Origin of the sequence: Methylopila henanensis (assembly GCF_042681025.1) — a bacterium.
GTDB classification, from domain to species: domain Bacteria; phylum Pseudomonadota; class Alphaproteobacteria; order Rhizobiales; family Methylopilaceae; genus Methylopila; species Methylopila henanensis.
The window spans coordinates 163915-180271 of record NZ_JBHUER010000003.1; the positions used below are offsets into that span (position 1 = coordinate 163915).

16 protein-coding genes are annotated in these 16357 nt (G+C 70.7%); 13 read left to right on the forward strand and 3 right to left on the reverse strand.

What is annotated here, in order from left to right; genetic code table 11:
- Window positions 1–146: 146 nt before the first annotated feature.
- From ACFSCV_RS05415 to ACFSCV_RS05475, 13 genes are all read left to right on the forward strand, one after another.
- A complete protein-coding gene (locus ACFSCV_RS05415; RefSeq protein WP_378797752.1) occupies window positions 147–2039 on the forward strand; it encodes a methanol/ethanol family PQQ-dependent dehydrogenase in 1893 nt (630 codons plus the stop codon).
- Between the two features lie 158 nt (window positions 2040–2197).
- On the forward strand, window positions 2198–3040 hold the full coding sequence (gene moxJ / locus ACFSCV_RS05420; protein WP_378797754.1) for a methanol oxidation system protein MoxJ: 843 nt from the start codon (window positions 2198–2200) through the stop codon (window positions 3038–3040).
- Between the two features lie 47 nt (window positions 3041–3087).
- On the forward strand, window positions 3088–3666 hold the full coding sequence (gene moxG, locus ACFSCV_RS05425; protein WP_378797756.1) for a cytochrome c(L), periplasmic: 579 nt from the start codon (window positions 3088–3090) through the stop codon (window positions 3664–3666).
- 103 nt (window positions 3667–3769) lie between these two features.
- The gene (locus ACFSCV_RS05430; RefSeq protein ID WP_378797758.1) at window positions 3770–4081 is read left to right on the forward strand and encodes a methanol dehydrogenase; all 312 of its coding nucleotides are present in this window, start codon (window positions 3770–3772) and stop codon (window positions 4079–4081) included.
- A 251-nt stretch (window positions 4082–4332) separates the two neighbouring features.
- Window positions 4333–5397, forward strand: coding sequence for an AAA family ATPase (locus ACFSCV_RS05435; RefSeq protein WP_378797759.1), 1065 nt, complete (start codon window positions 4333–4335; stop codon window positions 5395–5397).
- On the forward strand, window positions 5394–6272 hold the full coding sequence (locus ACFSCV_RS05440; protein WP_378797761.1) for a DUF58 domain-containing protein: 879 nt from the start codon (window positions 5394–5396) through the stop codon (window positions 6270–6272). The genes ACFSCV_RS05435 and ACFSCV_RS05440 overlap by 4 nt, the downstream gene beginning before the upstream one ends.
- Complete coding sequence (locus tag ACFSCV_RS05445) at window positions 6272–7180, forward strand: hypothetical protein (RefSeq protein WP_378797763.1); 909 nt, start codon at window positions 6272–6274, stop codon at window positions 7178–7180. The genes ACFSCV_RS05440 and ACFSCV_RS05445 overlap by 1 nt, the downstream gene beginning before the upstream one ends.
- Complete coding sequence (locus ACFSCV_RS05450) at window positions 7177–8220, forward strand: vWA domain-containing protein (protein WP_378797765.1); 1044 nt, start codon at window positions 7177–7179, stop codon at window positions 8218–8220. Before ACFSCV_RS05445 ends, ACFSCV_RS05450 begins: the two co-directional genes overlap by 4 nt.
- The gene (locus ACFSCV_RS05455) at window positions 8217–8774 is read left to right on the forward strand and encodes a hypothetical protein (RefSeq protein ID WP_378797767.1); all 558 of its coding nucleotides are present in this window, start codon (window positions 8217–8219) and stop codon (window positions 8772–8774) included. Before ACFSCV_RS05450 ends, ACFSCV_RS05455 begins: the two co-directional genes overlap by 4 nt.
- On the forward strand, window positions 8771–9733 hold the full coding sequence (locus ACFSCV_RS05460; protein ID WP_378797769.1) for a vWA domain-containing protein: 963 nt from the start codon (window positions 8771–8773) through the stop codon (window positions 9731–9733). The genes ACFSCV_RS05455 and ACFSCV_RS05460 overlap by 4 nt, the downstream gene beginning before the upstream one ends.
- Before the next feature lie 13 nt (window positions 9734–9746).
- Window positions 9747–10280, forward strand: coding sequence for an SRPBCC family protein (locus tag ACFSCV_RS05465; protein WP_378797771.1), 534 nt, complete (start codon window positions 9747–9749; stop codon window positions 10278–10280).
- The gene (locus tag ACFSCV_RS05470; RefSeq protein ID WP_378797773.1) at window positions 10277–11233 is read left to right on the forward strand and encodes a YncE family protein; all 957 of its coding nucleotides are present in this window, start codon (window positions 10277–10279) and stop codon (window positions 11231–11233) included. Before ACFSCV_RS05465 ends, ACFSCV_RS05470 begins: the two co-directional genes overlap by 4 nt.
- Complete coding sequence (locus ACFSCV_RS05475) at window positions 11230–12243, forward strand: TraB/GumN family protein (protein ID WP_378797774.1); 1014 nt, start codon at window positions 11230–11232, stop codon at window positions 12241–12243. The genes ACFSCV_RS05470 and ACFSCV_RS05475 overlap by 4 nt, the downstream gene beginning before the upstream one ends.
- Here ACFSCV_RS05475 and ACFSCV_RS05480 read toward each other — a convergent pair whose 3' ends face one another.
- From ACFSCV_RS05480 to ACFSCV_RS05490, 3 genes are read right to left on the reverse strand one after another with little or no spacing between them, the layout of a single operon-like run.
- Window positions 12244–13920, reverse strand: a complete 1677-nt coding sequence (locus tag ACFSCV_RS05480; protein ID WP_378797775.1) for a thiamine pyrophosphate-binding protein — start codon at window positions 13918–13920, stop codon at window positions 12244–12246.
- A gap of 17 nt (window positions 13921–13937) precedes the next feature.
- Complete coding sequence (locus tag ACFSCV_RS05485; protein WP_378797776.1) at window positions 13938–14732, reverse strand: SDR family NAD(P)-dependent oxidoreductase; 795 nt, start codon at window positions 14730–14732, stop codon at window positions 13938–13940.
- Complete coding sequence (locus ACFSCV_RS05490) at window positions 14729–16045, reverse strand: capsule biosynthesis protein (RefSeq protein ID WP_378797778.1); 1317 nt, start codon at window positions 16043–16045, stop codon at window positions 14729–14731. The genes ACFSCV_RS05485 and ACFSCV_RS05490 overlap by 4 nt, the downstream gene beginning before the upstream one ends.
- Between the last annotated feature and the right edge of the window lie 312 nt (window positions 16046–16357).

Here is a 16357-nt window from a genome sequence, read left to right on the forward strand (position 1 = left end):
GAACGCAAGAAGCGCGTCAGGCGCCAATTAAAATGACGGATCATTCGCCACGGTTATTCCGTCCAGCGTCGCAGCGCGCCGCAGGCGCCGGCCCTCAGGGACGTCGGCGCCAGCACCACAAGAACGGGAAACGCAAGGGGTTCCACATGATCAACCTTCGAACGTCCGTTTCGGCGTTCACGCTTGCCGCGACGGCGGCGATGGGCGTGGCCGCGACGGGCCTCCCGGCGTTCGCCAACGACAAGCTCGTCGAGCTGTCGAAGAGCGAAGCCAACTGGCCGATGACCGGCAAGAACTACAGCGCGCAGAACTATTCGACGTCGAAGCAGATCAACGTCGACAACGTCAAGGATCTGAAGCCGGCCTGGGCGTTCTCGACCGGCGTGCTGCACGGCCACGAGGGCACCCCGCTCGTGATCGGCGACCGCATGTACGTCCACACCCCGTTCCCGAACATCACGTTCGCGCTCGACCTCAAGGAGCCGGGCAAGATCGAGTGGATGGACAAGCCGAAGCAGGCTCCGACCGCCCGCGCGGTGGCGTGCTGCGACGTCGTGAACCGCGGTCTGGCCTACTGGCCGGGCGACGGCAAGACCCCGGCGCTCATCCTGAAGACCCAGCTCGACGGCCACATCGTGGCGCTGAACGCTGAGTCCGGCGAGCTCGTCTGGAAGATGGAGAACTCCGACATCAAGGTCGGCTCCACCCTGACGATCGCTCCCTACGTGATCAAGGACTCGGTGCTGGTCGGCTCGTCCGGCGCGGAGCTCGGCGTGCGCGGCTACGTGACCGCCTATGACGTCAAGACCGGCGCCCAGAAGTGGCGCGCCTACGCCACCGGCCCGGACGAGGAGCTGCTGCTCGCCAAGGACTTCAACTCGGCGAACAAGCACTACGGTCAGTTCGGCCTCGGCACGAACAAGACCTGGGAAGGCGACGCCTGGAAGATCGGCGGCGGCACGAACTGGGGCTGGTACGCCTACGATCCGGACACCAACCTCTTCTACTACGGCTCGGGCAACCCGGCGCCGTGGAACGAGACGATGCGTCCGGGCGACAACAAGTGGACGATGACCATCTGGGGTCGTGACATCGACACCGGCGAGGCCAAGTTCGGCTACCAGAAGACCCCGCACGACGAGTGGGACTACGCCGGCGTCAACGTGATGATGCTGTCGGAGCAGAAGGACAAGGAAGGCAAGCTGCGCAAGCTGCTGACCCATCCGGACCGCAACGGCATCGTCTACACGCTCGACCGCGAAGACGGCACGCTCATCTCGGCCGACAAGCTCGACGACACGGTCAACTGGGTGAAGCAGGTGGATCTGAAGACCGGCATCCCGGTCCGCGATCCCGAGTTCGCCACCCGCATGGACCACAAGGCGACCGAGATCTGCCCGTCGGCCATGGGCTACCACAACCAGGGCCACGACTCGTACGATCCCGAGAAGCAGCTGTTCTTCATGGGCATCAACCACATCTGCATGGACTGGGAGCCCTTCATGCTCCCGTACCGCGCCGGTCAGTTCTTCGTCGGCGCGACCCTGTGGATGTACCCCGGCCCGAAGGGCGATCGCCAGAACTACGAGGGCCTTGGCCAGATCAAGGCTTACAACGCGATCTCCGGCAAGTACGCCTGGGAGAAGATGGAGCGCTTCGCGGTTTGGGGCGGTACGCTCGCGACCGCCGGCGACCTGGTGTTCTACGGAACGCTGGACGGCTTCCTGAAGGCCCGCAACTCGAAGACCGGCGACCTGCTCTGGAAGTACCGCCTGCCTTCGGGCGTGATCGGTCATCCGATGACCTACACGCATGACGGCACCCAGTACGTCGCCATCTACTACGGCGTCGGCGGCTGGGCGGGCGTGGGCCTCGTGTTCGACCTGACCGATCCGACGGCCGGTCTCGGCGCGGTGGGCGCGTTCAAGAACCTGCAGCACTACACCCAGATGGGCGGCGGCGTTCAGGTGTTCTCGCTCAACGGCAAGAACCCCTACGACGATCCGAACGTCGGCGAGTGGGTCGGCAAGGCGAACTGATCGCCGGATCTCCGATTCCGACACGATGACGATCCCGCCGGCGGCGACGCCGCCGGCGGGATCAGTTCCCAGACGATGACGACGTAGGTCCCAAGGGATCGCCCCCCGCACGCCCCCGGCGGTGGAGAAGCGACCCGGGCCGCAGGGAGACGACGTTGATGACTGTGTTTAAGACGCGCGCGCGCGCCGCGCTGTTTGGAGCCGCAGCCCTTTCGCTCGCTCCGTACGCCGCGGCTGAGGCCGCCGAACCCCTCCGCATCTGCGCCTCGAGCGTGGAAGCGCCCTATTCCCAGGCCAAGGCCCAGGGTTTCGAGAACAAGATCGCGATCGCCGTCGCCCAGGCCATGGGCCGTGAGGCCGAGTTCGTCTGGAGCGACAAGCCGGCGATCTACCTGGTCCGCGACTATCTCGACAAGAACGCCTGCGACGTCGTCTTCGGCGTCGATTCCGACGACGAGCGGGTGCTCGCAACCAAGCCCTATTTCCGCACCGGCTACGTGTTCGTCACTCCCGCCGACGGCCCCGAGATCGGGTCGAGCTGGGAAGACGCCGCCAAGCCCGAATACAGCCGCTTCGCGGTGAGGTTCAGCACTCCGGCCGAGCAGATCCTGAAGTACGCCGGCAAGTACGAGGAGAACCTCTCCTACAACCTCTCGATGGTGAACTTCGAGGACAAGCGGAACAAGTACACCCAGGTTCCGGCCGACAAGCTCGTCAACGAGGTCGTCAACGGCGACGCGGACATGGCGATCGCCTTCGCCTCCGATGTCGCGCGCTATGTGAAGTCGGCGTCGAAGCCGCTGCGGATGACCATGATCCGCGACGACTTCGCCCGTTCCGACGGCATGAAGATTCCACTCCACTTCGACCAGGCGATCGGCGTCCGCAAGGACGATGCGAAGCTCCGCGACGAGCTGAACGCCGCGATCGACAAGGCGAAGTCCCAGATCGACGAGACGCTTTCCGCGGAAGGCATCCCGACGCTCGAGCCCAACGGCTGAGCGTGGCGATCGGGGATCCGTCCTCAACCGTTCAAGCGAGTTTCTCGATGATCAATCGCATCGTTCTGGCCGCCGGCGTCGCCGCGTTCGCCCTTCTCGGCGGCCCGGCGACCACGCAGGCCGCTATCGAGCTGCACAACACCGTGACCGGCGAGCCGCTCAACCTCGACGACGCCGGCCCGGAAGGCCGCGACACCGAGGCGTTCAAGTCCTTCATCGAGACGGGGAAGAACCCCTACAACAACGAGCCGAACTGCCTGGCCAACGGCGAGCAGCTCTATCTCGGCATGTGCTCGGGCTGCCATGGCCACGTCGCCGAAGGCAAGATCGGACCCGGCCTCAACGACAACTACTGGACCTATCCGGACAACAACACGGACAAGGGTCTGTTCGAAACCATCTTCGGCGGCGCGAGCGGCCAGATGGGACCGATGTACGGCGCCGTGAACCCCGACCAGATGCTCCAGATCATGGCGTGGGTCCGGCACCTCTACAAGGACGGCGTGGAAGACGCGAAGTGGCTCGACGACGCCCAGAAGGCGAACTTCAAGCCCTACGACGGCCACAGCCATGCCCCGAAGCCCGACCCGGCCAAGACCCCCGAGGCCTGCAAGGTTTCGGAATGACGCGAATCTCCGCCGACGACCGGCGCGGGACGGACGCGCGCGCCCAAGACGCGCGGTCCGCGGTTGGAAAGCCCGAATGACAACGCCTCAAGGAGGAATGCCCATGTCCAAGATCGCCGCCTACGGTCGCCTCTTCGCCGCCGCCGGTTTCGCCGTCGCCGCGCTCGCCGCTCCGGCGCTCGCCTATGACGGCACCAAGTGCAAGGAGCCGGGCGTGTGCTGGGAGCCGAAGCCGGGCTACCCCGCGAAGAACGAGATCAAGGGTTCGAAGTACGACCCGAAGCACGACCCGAAGGAAATCGGCAAGCAGTCGGCCTCGATCGCCGCGATGGAAGAGCGCAACAAGAAGCGCGCCGACAACTTCGCCAAGACCGGCAAGTTCGAATACGACGTGTCGAAGATCGGCGCCAAGTAATCCTCGACGGCGGGCGGGGCGTAGCGGCTGCGGCCGCGCGCCCCGCCCGCTGATCAGCAATCCCGCGCGGTTCGATCGCTGTCGGATCGCTCCCTCTCGTCGTCGGGGCGGATGTCTTCCGAACGCCCCACGGGATGGCGACACGCACCTCAGCGGTCGCTGCGGCCGGCGTCGGCATGCCGGAGCCCGTCGCGGCGACCGCCTTTTTCGAAAGGCCGCCTGTCGAGGACACGGAAGTTCGAGGTTCATCCATGGCGGCTGCAACGATCGCCTCCGAGCGCCGAGCCGGCGCGACGGAGATCAACGGCCAGGGGCTCGACGCCTGGCGCGACCAGGCGCTGGCGTTCGAGGCCGAGGTGTCCCGCGCGGTGGTCGGCCAGCCGCACGTCGTGCGCCTCCTCACCATCGCCCTGTTCGCCCGCGGCCATGTGCTGCTCGAAGGCGACGTCGGCGTCGGCAAGACCACCATCTTGCGCGCCGTGGCCCGCGCGCTCGGCGGCCCGTTCGAGCGCATCGAGGGCACGGTCGACCTTATGCCGACCGACATGCTCTACACCGCCTTCGTCGACGACGACGGCAAGCCGCGCGTCGAGCCGGGTCCGGTGCTGCACCATGGCGAGAACCTCGCCGTGTTCTTCTTCAACGAGATCAACCGGGCGCGTCCGCAGGTGCATTCGCTGCTGCTGCGCCTGATGGCCGAGCGCAGCGTCACCGCTTTCGGCAAGGAATGGTCCTTCCCGCACCTTCAGGTCTTCGCGGACCGCAACCGGGTGGAGAAGGAGGAGACCTTCGAGCTCCCGGCCGCCGCCCGCGACCGCTTCCTGATGGAGATCGCGGTCGACACGCCGACCGATCCCGAGGTGCGGCGGGAGCTGATCTTCGACCCGCGCTTCCACGACGTCGACCGGCTGATCGGCTCGCTGAAGGAAGGCGTGCTCGATCATCGCGGTCTCGGAGAGGCCGGCCGCGCCATCCAGAACACGGTGAAGGCCAGCCAGACGCTCGAGACCTACGTGCTCGGGCTATGGGACGCGATCCGGCAGCCGGTCTCGGCCGGGATCGAGATCGCGGGCGTCGACATGAACCGCCTGCTGCAGGGCGGGGCGAGCCCGCGCGGCGTGGGCGCGCTGGTGCGCTCGGCGCGCGTCCGCGCCTGGCTCGAAGGCCGCGACATGGTGCTGCCGGAGGACGTGCGCGCGGTGTTCGGCCCGGTGATGGCGCACCGCATCTTCCTCGACCCGATCTACGAGGTGCGGCGCGACCGCATCGTGCCGGACCTCTGCCGGCAGGTGTTTGAGCGGGTGCCCGCGCCGTGAGCGGTCCGGCCGGACGCGAAGGCCCGCCACGGGCGGATCTGCCGTATCGCCTGTTCGGCCGGGCTCGCGGCGTCGCGCCGGGCTCGCATCGCGCGGTCGGGGTGGGCGCCAACGGCGCCTTCCTGCGGCACGCCTCCATCCTCGAAATTCCCGACGCGCGGCGCATCGACATGCGCGCCTCGCTGCTCGATCCGCTCGGCGGCGTCAAGGTGCGCCGCTTCGAGAACCGGGCCCGCATCGACGTGTTCGTGCTGCTCGACCTGTCGGGCTCGATGGCGTTCGGCCGGGGCGGGCGCGCCGACGATCCGGTCGCGGAGCTGGTGTCGGCCATCGCCTACGCCGCCGCGCGCGGCCAGGACCGCTTTGGTCTGATCGCGGCCGGCCCCGATCCGCGCGGCGACATCGCCATCCGGCCGACCCGCCGGCGCGGCGCCGCCGACGAGGTCTGGGACCTGCTCCATCGCGAACTGGGCGCTGGCCGCGGCGTCGCGAGCCTGATCGAGGCCGCCGACGAGCTACCGCAGCGGCGCGCGCTGGTGTTCGTCGTGTCCGACTTCCTGATGCCGGAAGACCAGCTCGAGGAGCTGATGGGCCGACTTTGGCGGCACGACGTCGCCCCTGTCGTGGTGCGCTCGAGCGCGGTCGAGACGCGTCTGCCGCGCTTCGGCCTCGTCGAGACGCGCGATCTCGAGACCGGCCGTCGCCGGCTGATGGTGATGCGCAAAAGCCTGCGCGAGCGCTGGATCGCCGCCGCCAAGGCCCGCCGCGCCGCGCTCGACGCCGTGTTCCGCCGCCATGGGCGGCCGGCCTTCGACCTCGTGGACCGGTTCGACCCGGAAGCCTTCGCCGACCACCTGCTTTCGGGGGGCGTGTGATGCGAAGACGGATCGCGGCCGTCGTCCTGCTGCTGGCGGCGTCGGGGCTTCCGGCCCAGGCCCAGGTCCGAGGCGGCGAGACCTATGGTCCGCGGCCGTTCGGCGTGCTGATCGGCGACGTGTTCACCCTGCGCACCGTGCTGGTGGCCGACGCCCCGTTCAAGCTCGACCCGGCTTCGCTGCCGAAGACCGGGGCGCTGACCTACGCGCTCGACCTGCGCCGCATCGACGTCGCCGAAAGCGCAGGCCCGAACGGCGCCACGCGCTACGACGTCACCGCGCAGTACCAGACGTTCTATTCCGCGTTGGAGACGCGCGAGGAGACGGTGCCGCCGCTCAACCTCGCCTTCGTCGACGGCAAGGGCGGCCGGCGGGAAGCCAAGGCCGGCGGCTGGGCCTATCTCACCTCGCCGCTCAGGCCGATCGCGACCACCTCCGGCGAGACCCAGTACGCGCTCCGGCCGGACGCCACCCCGCGCGTCCCGAGCCTGCGCGAGGCCGAGATCGGCTTCGCCTACGCCGCCGCCGCGACCCTCGCGGCGCTCGCGCTGCTGGCGTGGAGCCGGGCCTGGCCGCCGTTCCATCGCCGCCCGTCGCGGCCGTTCGCAGCCGCGGCGCGCTCCGTCGCGCGGCGGGCGCCCGCCGGCGAGGCCGGCTGGCGCGACAGCCTGCTCGCGCTGCACCGCGCCTTCGACGTGGCGGCCGGCAAGCGCCTGCTCGGCGACGACGTCGCGGCGTTCCTCGGCGCGCGGCCGTCGTTCAAGCGCCACGAGGCGGCGATCCGTGCGTTCTTCGACGCCTCCCGGCGGGCCTTCTTCGGCGGCGCCTCGCCGGCCGCGAGCGGCCTGTCGGCGGATGCGCTGACGAAGCTCGCGCGCGATCTGGCGTCGGCGGAGCGCGCCGCGTGAGCTGGATCGGCTTCGACCACCCCTGGGCGCTCCTGTTGCTGCCGCTCGCGCTGCTGCCGCTGTTCGTCTCGCCGCTCAGACTGTCGAGCGTGCCGGCGGATGAGGTCGCGCCGCCCGATCCGCTGTCGGCGATCGCCGGCGCGGCCATCGCCGGCCTTGGGGCGCTCGCGATCGCGCTGATTGTGTTCGGGCTGTCCGGCGCGCACCGCCGCGACCAGACGGTCGAGCGCCGCGGCGCCGGCGCCAATATCGTGCTGCTGATCGATCGCTCGTCGAGCATGGACTCGACCTTCGCCAACCGTGCGCCCGACGGCGGCGAGGAGTCGAAGTCCGCCGCCGCCCGCCGGCTGCTCACCGATTTCGCCGCGCGCCGGCCGGCGGACCGGGTCGCGGTCGCGGCCTTCTCCACCGCGCCGATGCTGGTCACGCCGATGACCGACAAGCACGACGCGATCCGCGCCGCGATCGCCGCGATCGACCGGCCGGGCCTCGCGCACACCGACGTCGGCCGAGGCTTGTCGCTGGCCTTCTCGCTGTTCGACGACGAATCCAGCGAAACCTCGCGCGCGATCGTGCTGGTCTCGGACGGCGCCGCCGTCATCGACCGCCGGGTGCAGGACGCACTGCGCGACGCCGCCGCGCGCGATCCGGTGCGGCTCTACTGGCTGTTTCTGCGGACGCAGGGCGCCAAGGGCATTTACGACGCGCCGGCGCCGGGCGAGCCGGACAGCCCGCAGGTCTATCCCGAGCGCCATCTCAACCTGTTCCTGAAGAGCCTCGGACTGCCGTACCGGGCGTTCGAGGCCAACGGCCCGAAGGAAGTGTCGGACGCGATCCGCGAGATCGACCAGCTCGAACAGCGGCCGACGACGTACCGCGAGGTGATCCCGCGGCAGGACCTCGATTGGCTCTGCTACTGGCTCGCCGCCGGCGCGCTGCTGCTGCTGCTCGGCGCCAAGTTCGCCGAGCGCCGGCTGGACGACGGTCCGATCGCGGCGGACTGGAACTACGGCGCGCGGCCTGCGGGGAGGGCGACATGAGGCTCGGCGCGCTCAGGAGCCTGCTGCCGCCGGCGTTGGCGCTGGCGGCCCTCGTCGCGCTCGGCTACGCGGGCTGGCGGCTCTACGAGCAGCGGCAGGAGCGGGCCTATATCCAGGCGCTCGCCGCGAACCGCGACGTGCAGCCGGCGGACGACGCCACCGCCGCGGCGCTGTTCGCCCGCGCGCATTACCTGCTGGCGCGCGACCGCATCGACGAGGCGCAGGGGCTCGTCGGCCGGATCACCGAGCGCGGTTCGCCCGCGGTCGTCGCGCGGTTCCACTACGACGTCGGCAACGCCCGCACGCGCCGCGCCATCGCCGCGATCGAGGCCACCAAGATCGACGTCGCGATCCCGGAGGTGCGTCTCGCCAAGGAATCCTACCGCGAGGCGCTCCGGGCCGATCCCGAGCTCTGGGACGCCCGCTTCAACCTCGACGTGGTCATGCGTCTGGTCCGCGACTTCCCCGAGGTCGAGCGCGGCGAGGAGGAGACCAAGGCGCAGCCGAAGAAGCTCTGGACCGACCTGCCGGGCCTGCCGCGGGGGCTGCCGTGAAGCGGCCCGACCTGAGGACGCTGGCGCTCGGCGCCGCGCTCGCGCTTAGCGTTGCGGCGGCGCTGCAGCCGGAGGCGGAGGCGGAGCAGCCGACCTACGACGTGATCGCCTTCGTCGACATCACCGGCAGCATGAACGCGCGCGACTACGCCGCCGCGGACGGCAAGCCGCAGAGCCGGCTCGACGCGGTCAAGAGCCGGCTCGCCACGGCGGTCGGCCGGCTTCCCTGCGGCTCGCGCTTCGGCCTCGGCGTGTTCACCGAGCGGCGGGTGTTCCTGCTGTTCGAGCCGATGGAGACCTGCCGCAACTTCAACGCCATCTCGGGCGCGATCGCAGGTCTCGACTGGCGCATGGCGTGGGAGGGCGACAGCCGCGTCTCGGCCGGGCTGTTCCGCGCCATCGACGCGGCGCGGCCGGCGGGCGCCGACGTGATGTTCCTGACCGACGGGCAGGAGGCGCCGCCGCTCCGTACCGACATGACCCAGACCTATGACGGCGAGAAGGGCGAGGTCCGCGGCCTGATCGTGGGCGTCGGCGGGACCGACCTCGTGCCGATCCCGAAATACAACGACTTCGGCCGCGAGGTCGGCTTCTTCTCCATGGACGACGTGCCCCAGGCCTCCCGCCTCGGCCCGCCCCCGGAAGGGGCCGAGGGCCTGCCCGGCTACAACGCCCGCAACGCCCCCTTCGGCGAGATGCCGGCCGGCGAGGAGCACCTGACCTCGGTCAAGGAGCCCTATCTGCGCGAGCTCGGCGAGATGACCGGGCTCGGCTACGCCCGGCTCGGCACGCCGGACGAACTCGCCGCCGCCATCGCCGCCAATGCGCGGCCACGGCCGCTGCCGGTCGCGATCGACCTGTCGCCAGCCCCCGCCGCGGCGGCGCTTTTCGCGCTCGTCGCCCTTTTCGGAGCGCCGCTCGCAGCCCGGCTGCGGCGTCCGCGCCAGACCTACGCCTGAGGAGTCTCCACGTATGATCAAACGCGTCGCAGCCGCCGCAGCCCTCGCCGCCGTCCTTGTGGCGCCGGCCTTCGCCCACGGGCCCACGCCGCAGAAGGTCGAGGAGAAGGTCGAGATCAAGGCCCAGCCCGCCAAGGTCTGGGCCGTGCTGAAGAACTACGGCGCGCTCCAGGCCTGGCACCCGGGCGTCGAGAAGAGCTCCGGCCCGGAAAGCGGCCAGAGCGCCGAGCGCACCTTCTCGGTGAAGGGCAAGCCCGGCGAGATCGTCGAGGGCCTCGACGAGTATGACGAGGGCAAGATGATGTATGGCTATCGCCTGTCCGGCGAGGCCGGAGAGGTGCTGCCGGTCAGCTCGTACTCGGCCACCATCGCCGTGAAGCCGAAGGACGGCGGCTCCGAAGTGACGTGGCAGGGCCGCTTCTACCGCGCCGACACCTCGAACGAGCCGCCGGAGGGCAAGGACGACGCCTCCGCCGTCGCCGGCATGACCGAGTTCTTCAAGACCGGCCTCGAAGGCCTGAAAAAGAAGGTCGAGGCGGGCGGATGACCCAGAGCCGGCTCCGCATCGCCGGCGTCGTCGCGCTCGCTCTCGCGGCCGGCGTCGCCGGCCGCGCCTTCGCGGCGGAGCCGACCATCGTCGTGGTGTCCCAGAAGGGCGCGACGCTCGGCTTCCTGCCGGTCGGCGAGGGCGAGCCGGAGCGCGTCGCGATCGGCGAGGCGCCCGCGGGCGTGGCCGTGGGGCCGGACGGCCGCACGCTTTACGTCACCCATCCCGACCGCGGCCGCGTCACCGTGCTCGACGCGGTGACGCGCCGCGTGGCGGCCTCGTTCCCGATCAAGGGCTCGCCCTTCGGGGCGGCCGCCACCGACGAGAGCCTCTACGTCACCGACTGGACCGGCAACGTGCTGCACCGGATCGAGGTGGCCACCGGCGCCTCGGTCGGCCAGGCCTCGGTCGGGCGCTCGCCGGCCGCGGTGATCCTCGACAAGGCCGGCCGCCGCGCCTTCGTCGCTGCCCGCGAGGCCGACGCGGTCTCGATCGTCGACCTCAGGACCATGACGGAGACCGGCCAGATCAAGGTCGGCCGCGCGCCCTTCGCGCTCGCGCTGTCGCCGGACGAGCGCCGGCTCTACGTCGCCAACGTCCAGAGCAACGACCTGTCGGTGGTCGATCTCGAAAGCGGGCAGGAGCTGAAGCGCGTGCCCGTGGGCAAGATGCCCTACGGCGTCGCGGTCACGCCCGACGGCGCGAAGATCGCCGTCACCAACCAGCACGACGGCACGGTCTCGATCGTGGACGGGGCCTCGCTCGCCGAGACCGCGAAGGTCAAGGTCGGCGACTATCCCGAAGGGGTCGCGCTGACGCCCGACGGCAGGCAGGCGGTGGTGGCGAACTGGTTCGACGACACCCTGTCGCTGATCGATCTCGCCAGCGGCAAGGTGACGGACACGCGGGAGACCGCGGAAGGTCCGCGCAACCTGGTGGTGGTCGCTCCGTGATCCGCGCCGCTTCGCATCCTGCGAAGCGGATCGCGGCCGCGCTTCTGGCGCTTGTCCTGTCGGGCGCAGCCGTTCACGCCGCGCCGGCCTGCCAGGGCTCCGACCTCGTGGGCAAGCTGCGCGACGAGGATCCGGAGGCCTTCGCCGCCTTCGAGACCGCCGGCCGCCGCACGCCCGACGCCGAAGGGCTGCTCTGGCGGGTCGAGAAGGGCGGGACTGCGCCTTCCTTCCTGTTCGGCACCATCCATTCCTCCGACGACCGGCTGAAGCCGCTTCCGCAGCCGGCGCTGGACGCGATCGCGGCGGCGCGGCTCGTGCTGGTGGAGCCGCGCGAGATCTCGGACCCGCAGGCGGGCGTCGCCGCGCAACGCGCCGCCGGCCGGAGCGCGTTGCGGCCACAGGGCGGCGCGCTGTTCCTGGTGCCGGAGCGGGACCGGCGCGCGGTCATCAACCTGCTCGCCGCGCGCGGCGTGCCGGAGCTGACGGCGCAGAAGCTCGAGCCCTGGTTCCTCGCCATGCTCGCGACCGCGCCGAGCTGCGAGATCGCGCGCATCGACCGCGGCGAGCTGAACGTGGACCAGCTCGTCGTCGAGGCGGCGCGCGCCGCCGGCGTGCGCGTGGAGGGGCTGGAGGCCGCCGAGGAGCAGTTCGCGACGCTCGCTTCCGTCGATCCGGAGCTCGCGCTGCGCGTGCTGATCGACACCGCGCGTCTCGGCCCTCTCTTCGCCGATTACGTCGAGACCACGCTCAACCTCTACCGCGACCGCCGCATGAGCTTCCTCGCCGCGGCGCTGCGCGACGCCATGGTCGGCGGCGAGCGCATGGTCACGCAGATCGATTATCTCGAAAGCCTGCTTCCCGGCCGCAACGCCCGGATGCACGAGCGCTCCCGGGCGGCGCTCGCCGAAGGCGGCGTGGTGGTCGCGGTCGGGGCCCTGCATCTGTCGGGTGAGGACGGCCTCGTCGAGCGGGTCCGCCGCGACGGCTACCGGGTCACGCGCGTCTGGTGATCAGCGGCGTGCGAGCGCCTGCGCGCGGATCGCGGTGAGCGTCGTCGCCGGCGAGATGGCGTCCGCGTCGATCGTCACATGGATCAGAGCCGGCCGGCCGCAGGCGCGGGCGGCGGCGAAGGCCGGCGCGAACGCGCCGCGTTCGGCGACCGTGAAGCCCTCGGCGCCATAGGCGCGGGCGAGCGCCGCGAAATCGGGATTCCTGAGCGCCGTCCCGAACGGCGCGCCGGGAAACTCCCGCTCCTGATGCATGCGGATGGTGCCGTACTGGCCGTTGTCGATGACGATCACGACGACCGGCAGGTCGTGCTGGACCGCGGTCGCCAGCTCCTGCCCCGTCATCAGGAAGCAGCCGTCGCCGGCGAGCGCGACCGCCTCGCGCTCGGGGTTCAGCCGCTTCGCCGCGATCGCGGCGGGCAGGCCGTAGCCCATGGAGCCCGATGTCGGCGCGGCCTGCGTCCCATAGCGGGTGAAGCGATGGAAACGGTGCAGCCAGCCGCAGTAGTTGCCGGCGCCGTTGGCGACGACCGCGTCCGGCGGCAGCGTGCGGAGCGCCGCCATCACCTCGCCCATCTGGACCGCGCCGGGATGCTCGGGCGCTGTTTCCGACCAGGCGAGATAGTCGGCGTGCGCCGCCTCGGCCTCGCCCTCCCAGCCGAGCGCGTTCGGCGGCTGCAGCCCCTCGAGCGCGGAGGCGAAGGCGTTGGGCGTGGCGTTGATCGCGAGCGTCGGCTGGTAGACCCGGCCGAGCTCCTCGGCGTCGGCGTGCACATGGACGAGCGTCTGGCGCGGAGTCGGCACGGCGAGCGCGGTGTAGCCCTGGCTCGGCATCTCGCCCAGCCGCGCGCCGATCAGCAGCACGAGGTCGGCGTCCCTGACGCGCGCCGCGAGCGCCGGGTTCGGGCCGATGCCGAAATCGCCGGCGGCGCAGGGGTGGTCGGCCGGGAACAGCATCTGGCGCCGGAAGGTGGTCGCGACCGGCAGCTGGAACCGCTCGGCGAAGCGGGCGAGGTTCTGCGTCGCCTTCTCCGACCAGCGCCCGCCGCCGACGAGCGCGATCGGGCGCCTCGCCGCCCACAGCAGCTTCTGGAGCTGCGCCATGTCGGTGAGGCCGGGCCAGGTCTCGGCCGGCGCGACGGGCCGCGCGTCCGCGACCTCGGCGGTCTCGGCCAGCATGTCCTCCGGCAGCGCGATCACCACCGGGCCGGGGCGCCCCTGCGTCGCGACGCGGATCGCGCGCGTCACGAGTTCCGGTATGCGGGCGGCGTCGTCGATCTCGACCACCCATTTCGCCACCGAGCCGAACACCGCGCGGTAGTCGAGCTCCTGGAACGCCTCGCGCTCGCGAAAGCCACGCTCGACCTGCCCCACGAACAGCAGCAGCGGCGTCGAGTCCTGGCTCGCCACATGGACCCCGCTCATGGCGTTGGCCGCGCCGGGGCCGCGGGTGACGAAGCAGAGGCCCGGCGCGCCGGAAAGCTTGCCCCAAGCGTCCGCCATCATCGCCGCGCCGCCTTCCTGGCGGCAGATGACGAAGTTGAAATCGCGGGCGCGCATGGCGTCGAGCACGGCGAGGTAGCTCTCGCCGGGTACGCCGAAGCCGGTCGTGAGCCGGTTCGCGATCAGCGCGTCGACCAGAATCTCGGCGCCGGTCCGGGGGCGGGGGGAAGGCGTCATCGTCGAAGCTCCGGCCGTCAGCCGTGCTGGTCCGGGGCGATCGTGACCGGGAAATGCGTCAGCGCGTAACGCGCGACCCGCCGCGGCAGCAGGTTGGAGAGGCGGATGAGGGCGACCATCGGCCAGGGGAAGGCGATTAGCTCGCGGCCCTTGGCGACGCGCCGGGCGATCAGCGCCGCGGCTTCGTCCGCGGACATCTCGAAGGGCTTCGGGCCGAGATAGCGGGCGCTCATGTCGCTGGTCACGAAACCCGGGCACACCACCGATACGCCGACGCCGTCCGGCGCCAGGAAATCGGCGAGCGCGCGTCCCCACATCAGGATGCCGGCCTTGGAGGCGGAATAGGCGGCGGTGTCGCCCACGGCCTGCAGGGCGGCGAGCGAGCTCATCAGCACGATCCGGCCGCGCTTGCGGGCGCGCATCGGCTCCAGCAGCGGCGTGACGGTCGCAACCGCGCCCTCGAGGTTGATCCGGAGCTGCCGCTGGGCGCTCGCGAAGGTCTCGGCCTCGCGGTTCGGGCCGAGTCCGCCCGAGACGCCGGCGTTGGCGATCACGAGATCGACCGGATGGCGGGCGTCGAAGGCGAGCAGAATGCGCTCCAGCGCCGGAGCGTCCGAGACGTCGGCCGCGGCGGTCTCGACGGTCGCTCCGCGCGCGCGGACGTCGGCCGCGGTCGCCTCCAGCCGGCCCGCGTCGCGGCCGACGAGCAGCATTGTCACGCCCGGCGCCGCGTAGGCGCGGGCGAGAGCGGCGCCGATGCCGCGGCCGCCGCCGGTGACGACGACGTTCGTGAAGGCGGGGATGGCGCTCACTCGCCCGGAACGGTCGATCCGACGTCGACCACCGCCGGCGGACGCCATCCGAGCGCGACCGGGCGGCGCTGCGACAGCGGCGCGATCTCGGTGAGGCGCTCGACCACGTTCGCCACCGCGATCTCGACCGACTCGCGGGAGTAGAAGCCGCCGTTGAGCTGCGTGCGCGCGATGACCACGCGGCGGAAGTCGGCCGCGAGCTCCGGATCGGGCGGCGTCGGCGCGGTCCAGAAGGACTCGAGCGAGCCCTGATGGGTGAGGCCGGGCATGTCGTAGATAGCCTGGCCCAGCGCGACCACCGGCTTGAGATGGTGGAGCGCCTGCGTGCCCACGGTGCTGTTCACCACCACGACGCCGCGCGATCCCTCGATCAGGGTCGGCATGTGCCCGCCGTCGATGAAGATCAGCCGGTCGCCGAGATCGGTCTTGCGCGCCGTCACGCTGGTCGCGCGCCGCCGGTTCACAAGCCCGTTGTCGAGGGGGTGCAGCTTCACGATCAGCTTGGCGTCCGCCGGCGCGTGGGAGGCGAAGGAGCGGGCGACCAGATTGACCACCTCGTTCATCGCGCTGAACGGCGAATGCAACCGGATCTGGTAGTCGCTGTCGAGCTGGAGCGGCAGCAGGAAGTAGGGCGTCTTTCCGTCGGCCACGCTCGCCTGCACGGCCTCGGCGCGTTTGGTCTCGGCCTTGGAGCGCACCAGCCGCGCCACCCAGCCGGCGTACTCGACGTACGGGTGGTGAGGCCGGTAGCGGCGGTAGGACGGATAGAGATACGGGAAGAACGTGTTGGCGGAGTTGTAGACCACGTCCCACAGTGTGCGGGTCCGCATGTCGCCGTGGATCGGCGCCGGGCGGGGCTGCTCGGGGAGCGACCGCGCCAGCGCCCGGATCGCTTCCGGCTCGCGGGGCAGGCTGGAGAAGCCGTTGACGCCGCCCGCCTCCATCGTGATCCAGTCCGGCCGGATGTAGCCTTCCTCGAACACGTGCACGTTCACGCCGCGGAGCTGCGCGGTCGCGATCGCGACGCGGTGGTAGGGGCGCCCGTCGCCGAACAGCACGAGGTCCGTCACCCCGCGCTCGTCCATGAATTTCGCGAGATAGCCGCGCCAGTTCTCAAACCGGCCGCGATAGTCGGCCGCGCCCGGCAGCGTCCAGAACAGCCGGTCGCCGAGGTTCAGGTTGATGCGTTCGACGCCGTAGCCCTTTCGCGCGAGCGTGCGGCCCAAACGACGGAAAAACGGCGAGGCCAGACCCTGCAGAAACAGGAAGGTCCGGTCAGGCCGCGTATGCGGATCGTCTCCGGTACGGCTCATCAATCGCCCAATAGCACACGCCGGACGCATCCAGCGCACGCCGATAAAAACGATGCCCCATTCCACGGATGCTGCGCCTGCGAGACAGGCGCGTCGACGATTGAGTTTTTCGGAGCCATTGCCACGCTGTCGATAGGCCGATAGCGCTGCGCGGGCCCCTGTCGCAATTCACCCGGACGTGACCGATTGAACCATAGCCCCCGCAGAGTGGCAATCATCTCCGAGCGCTTGGCGCGGAGGACGGCCGACGTGGCCGCGATTTTCGGGCGGCCTGTCGCCTCTCGACTGAGGCGTTTGAGTCATGTCGCCGCA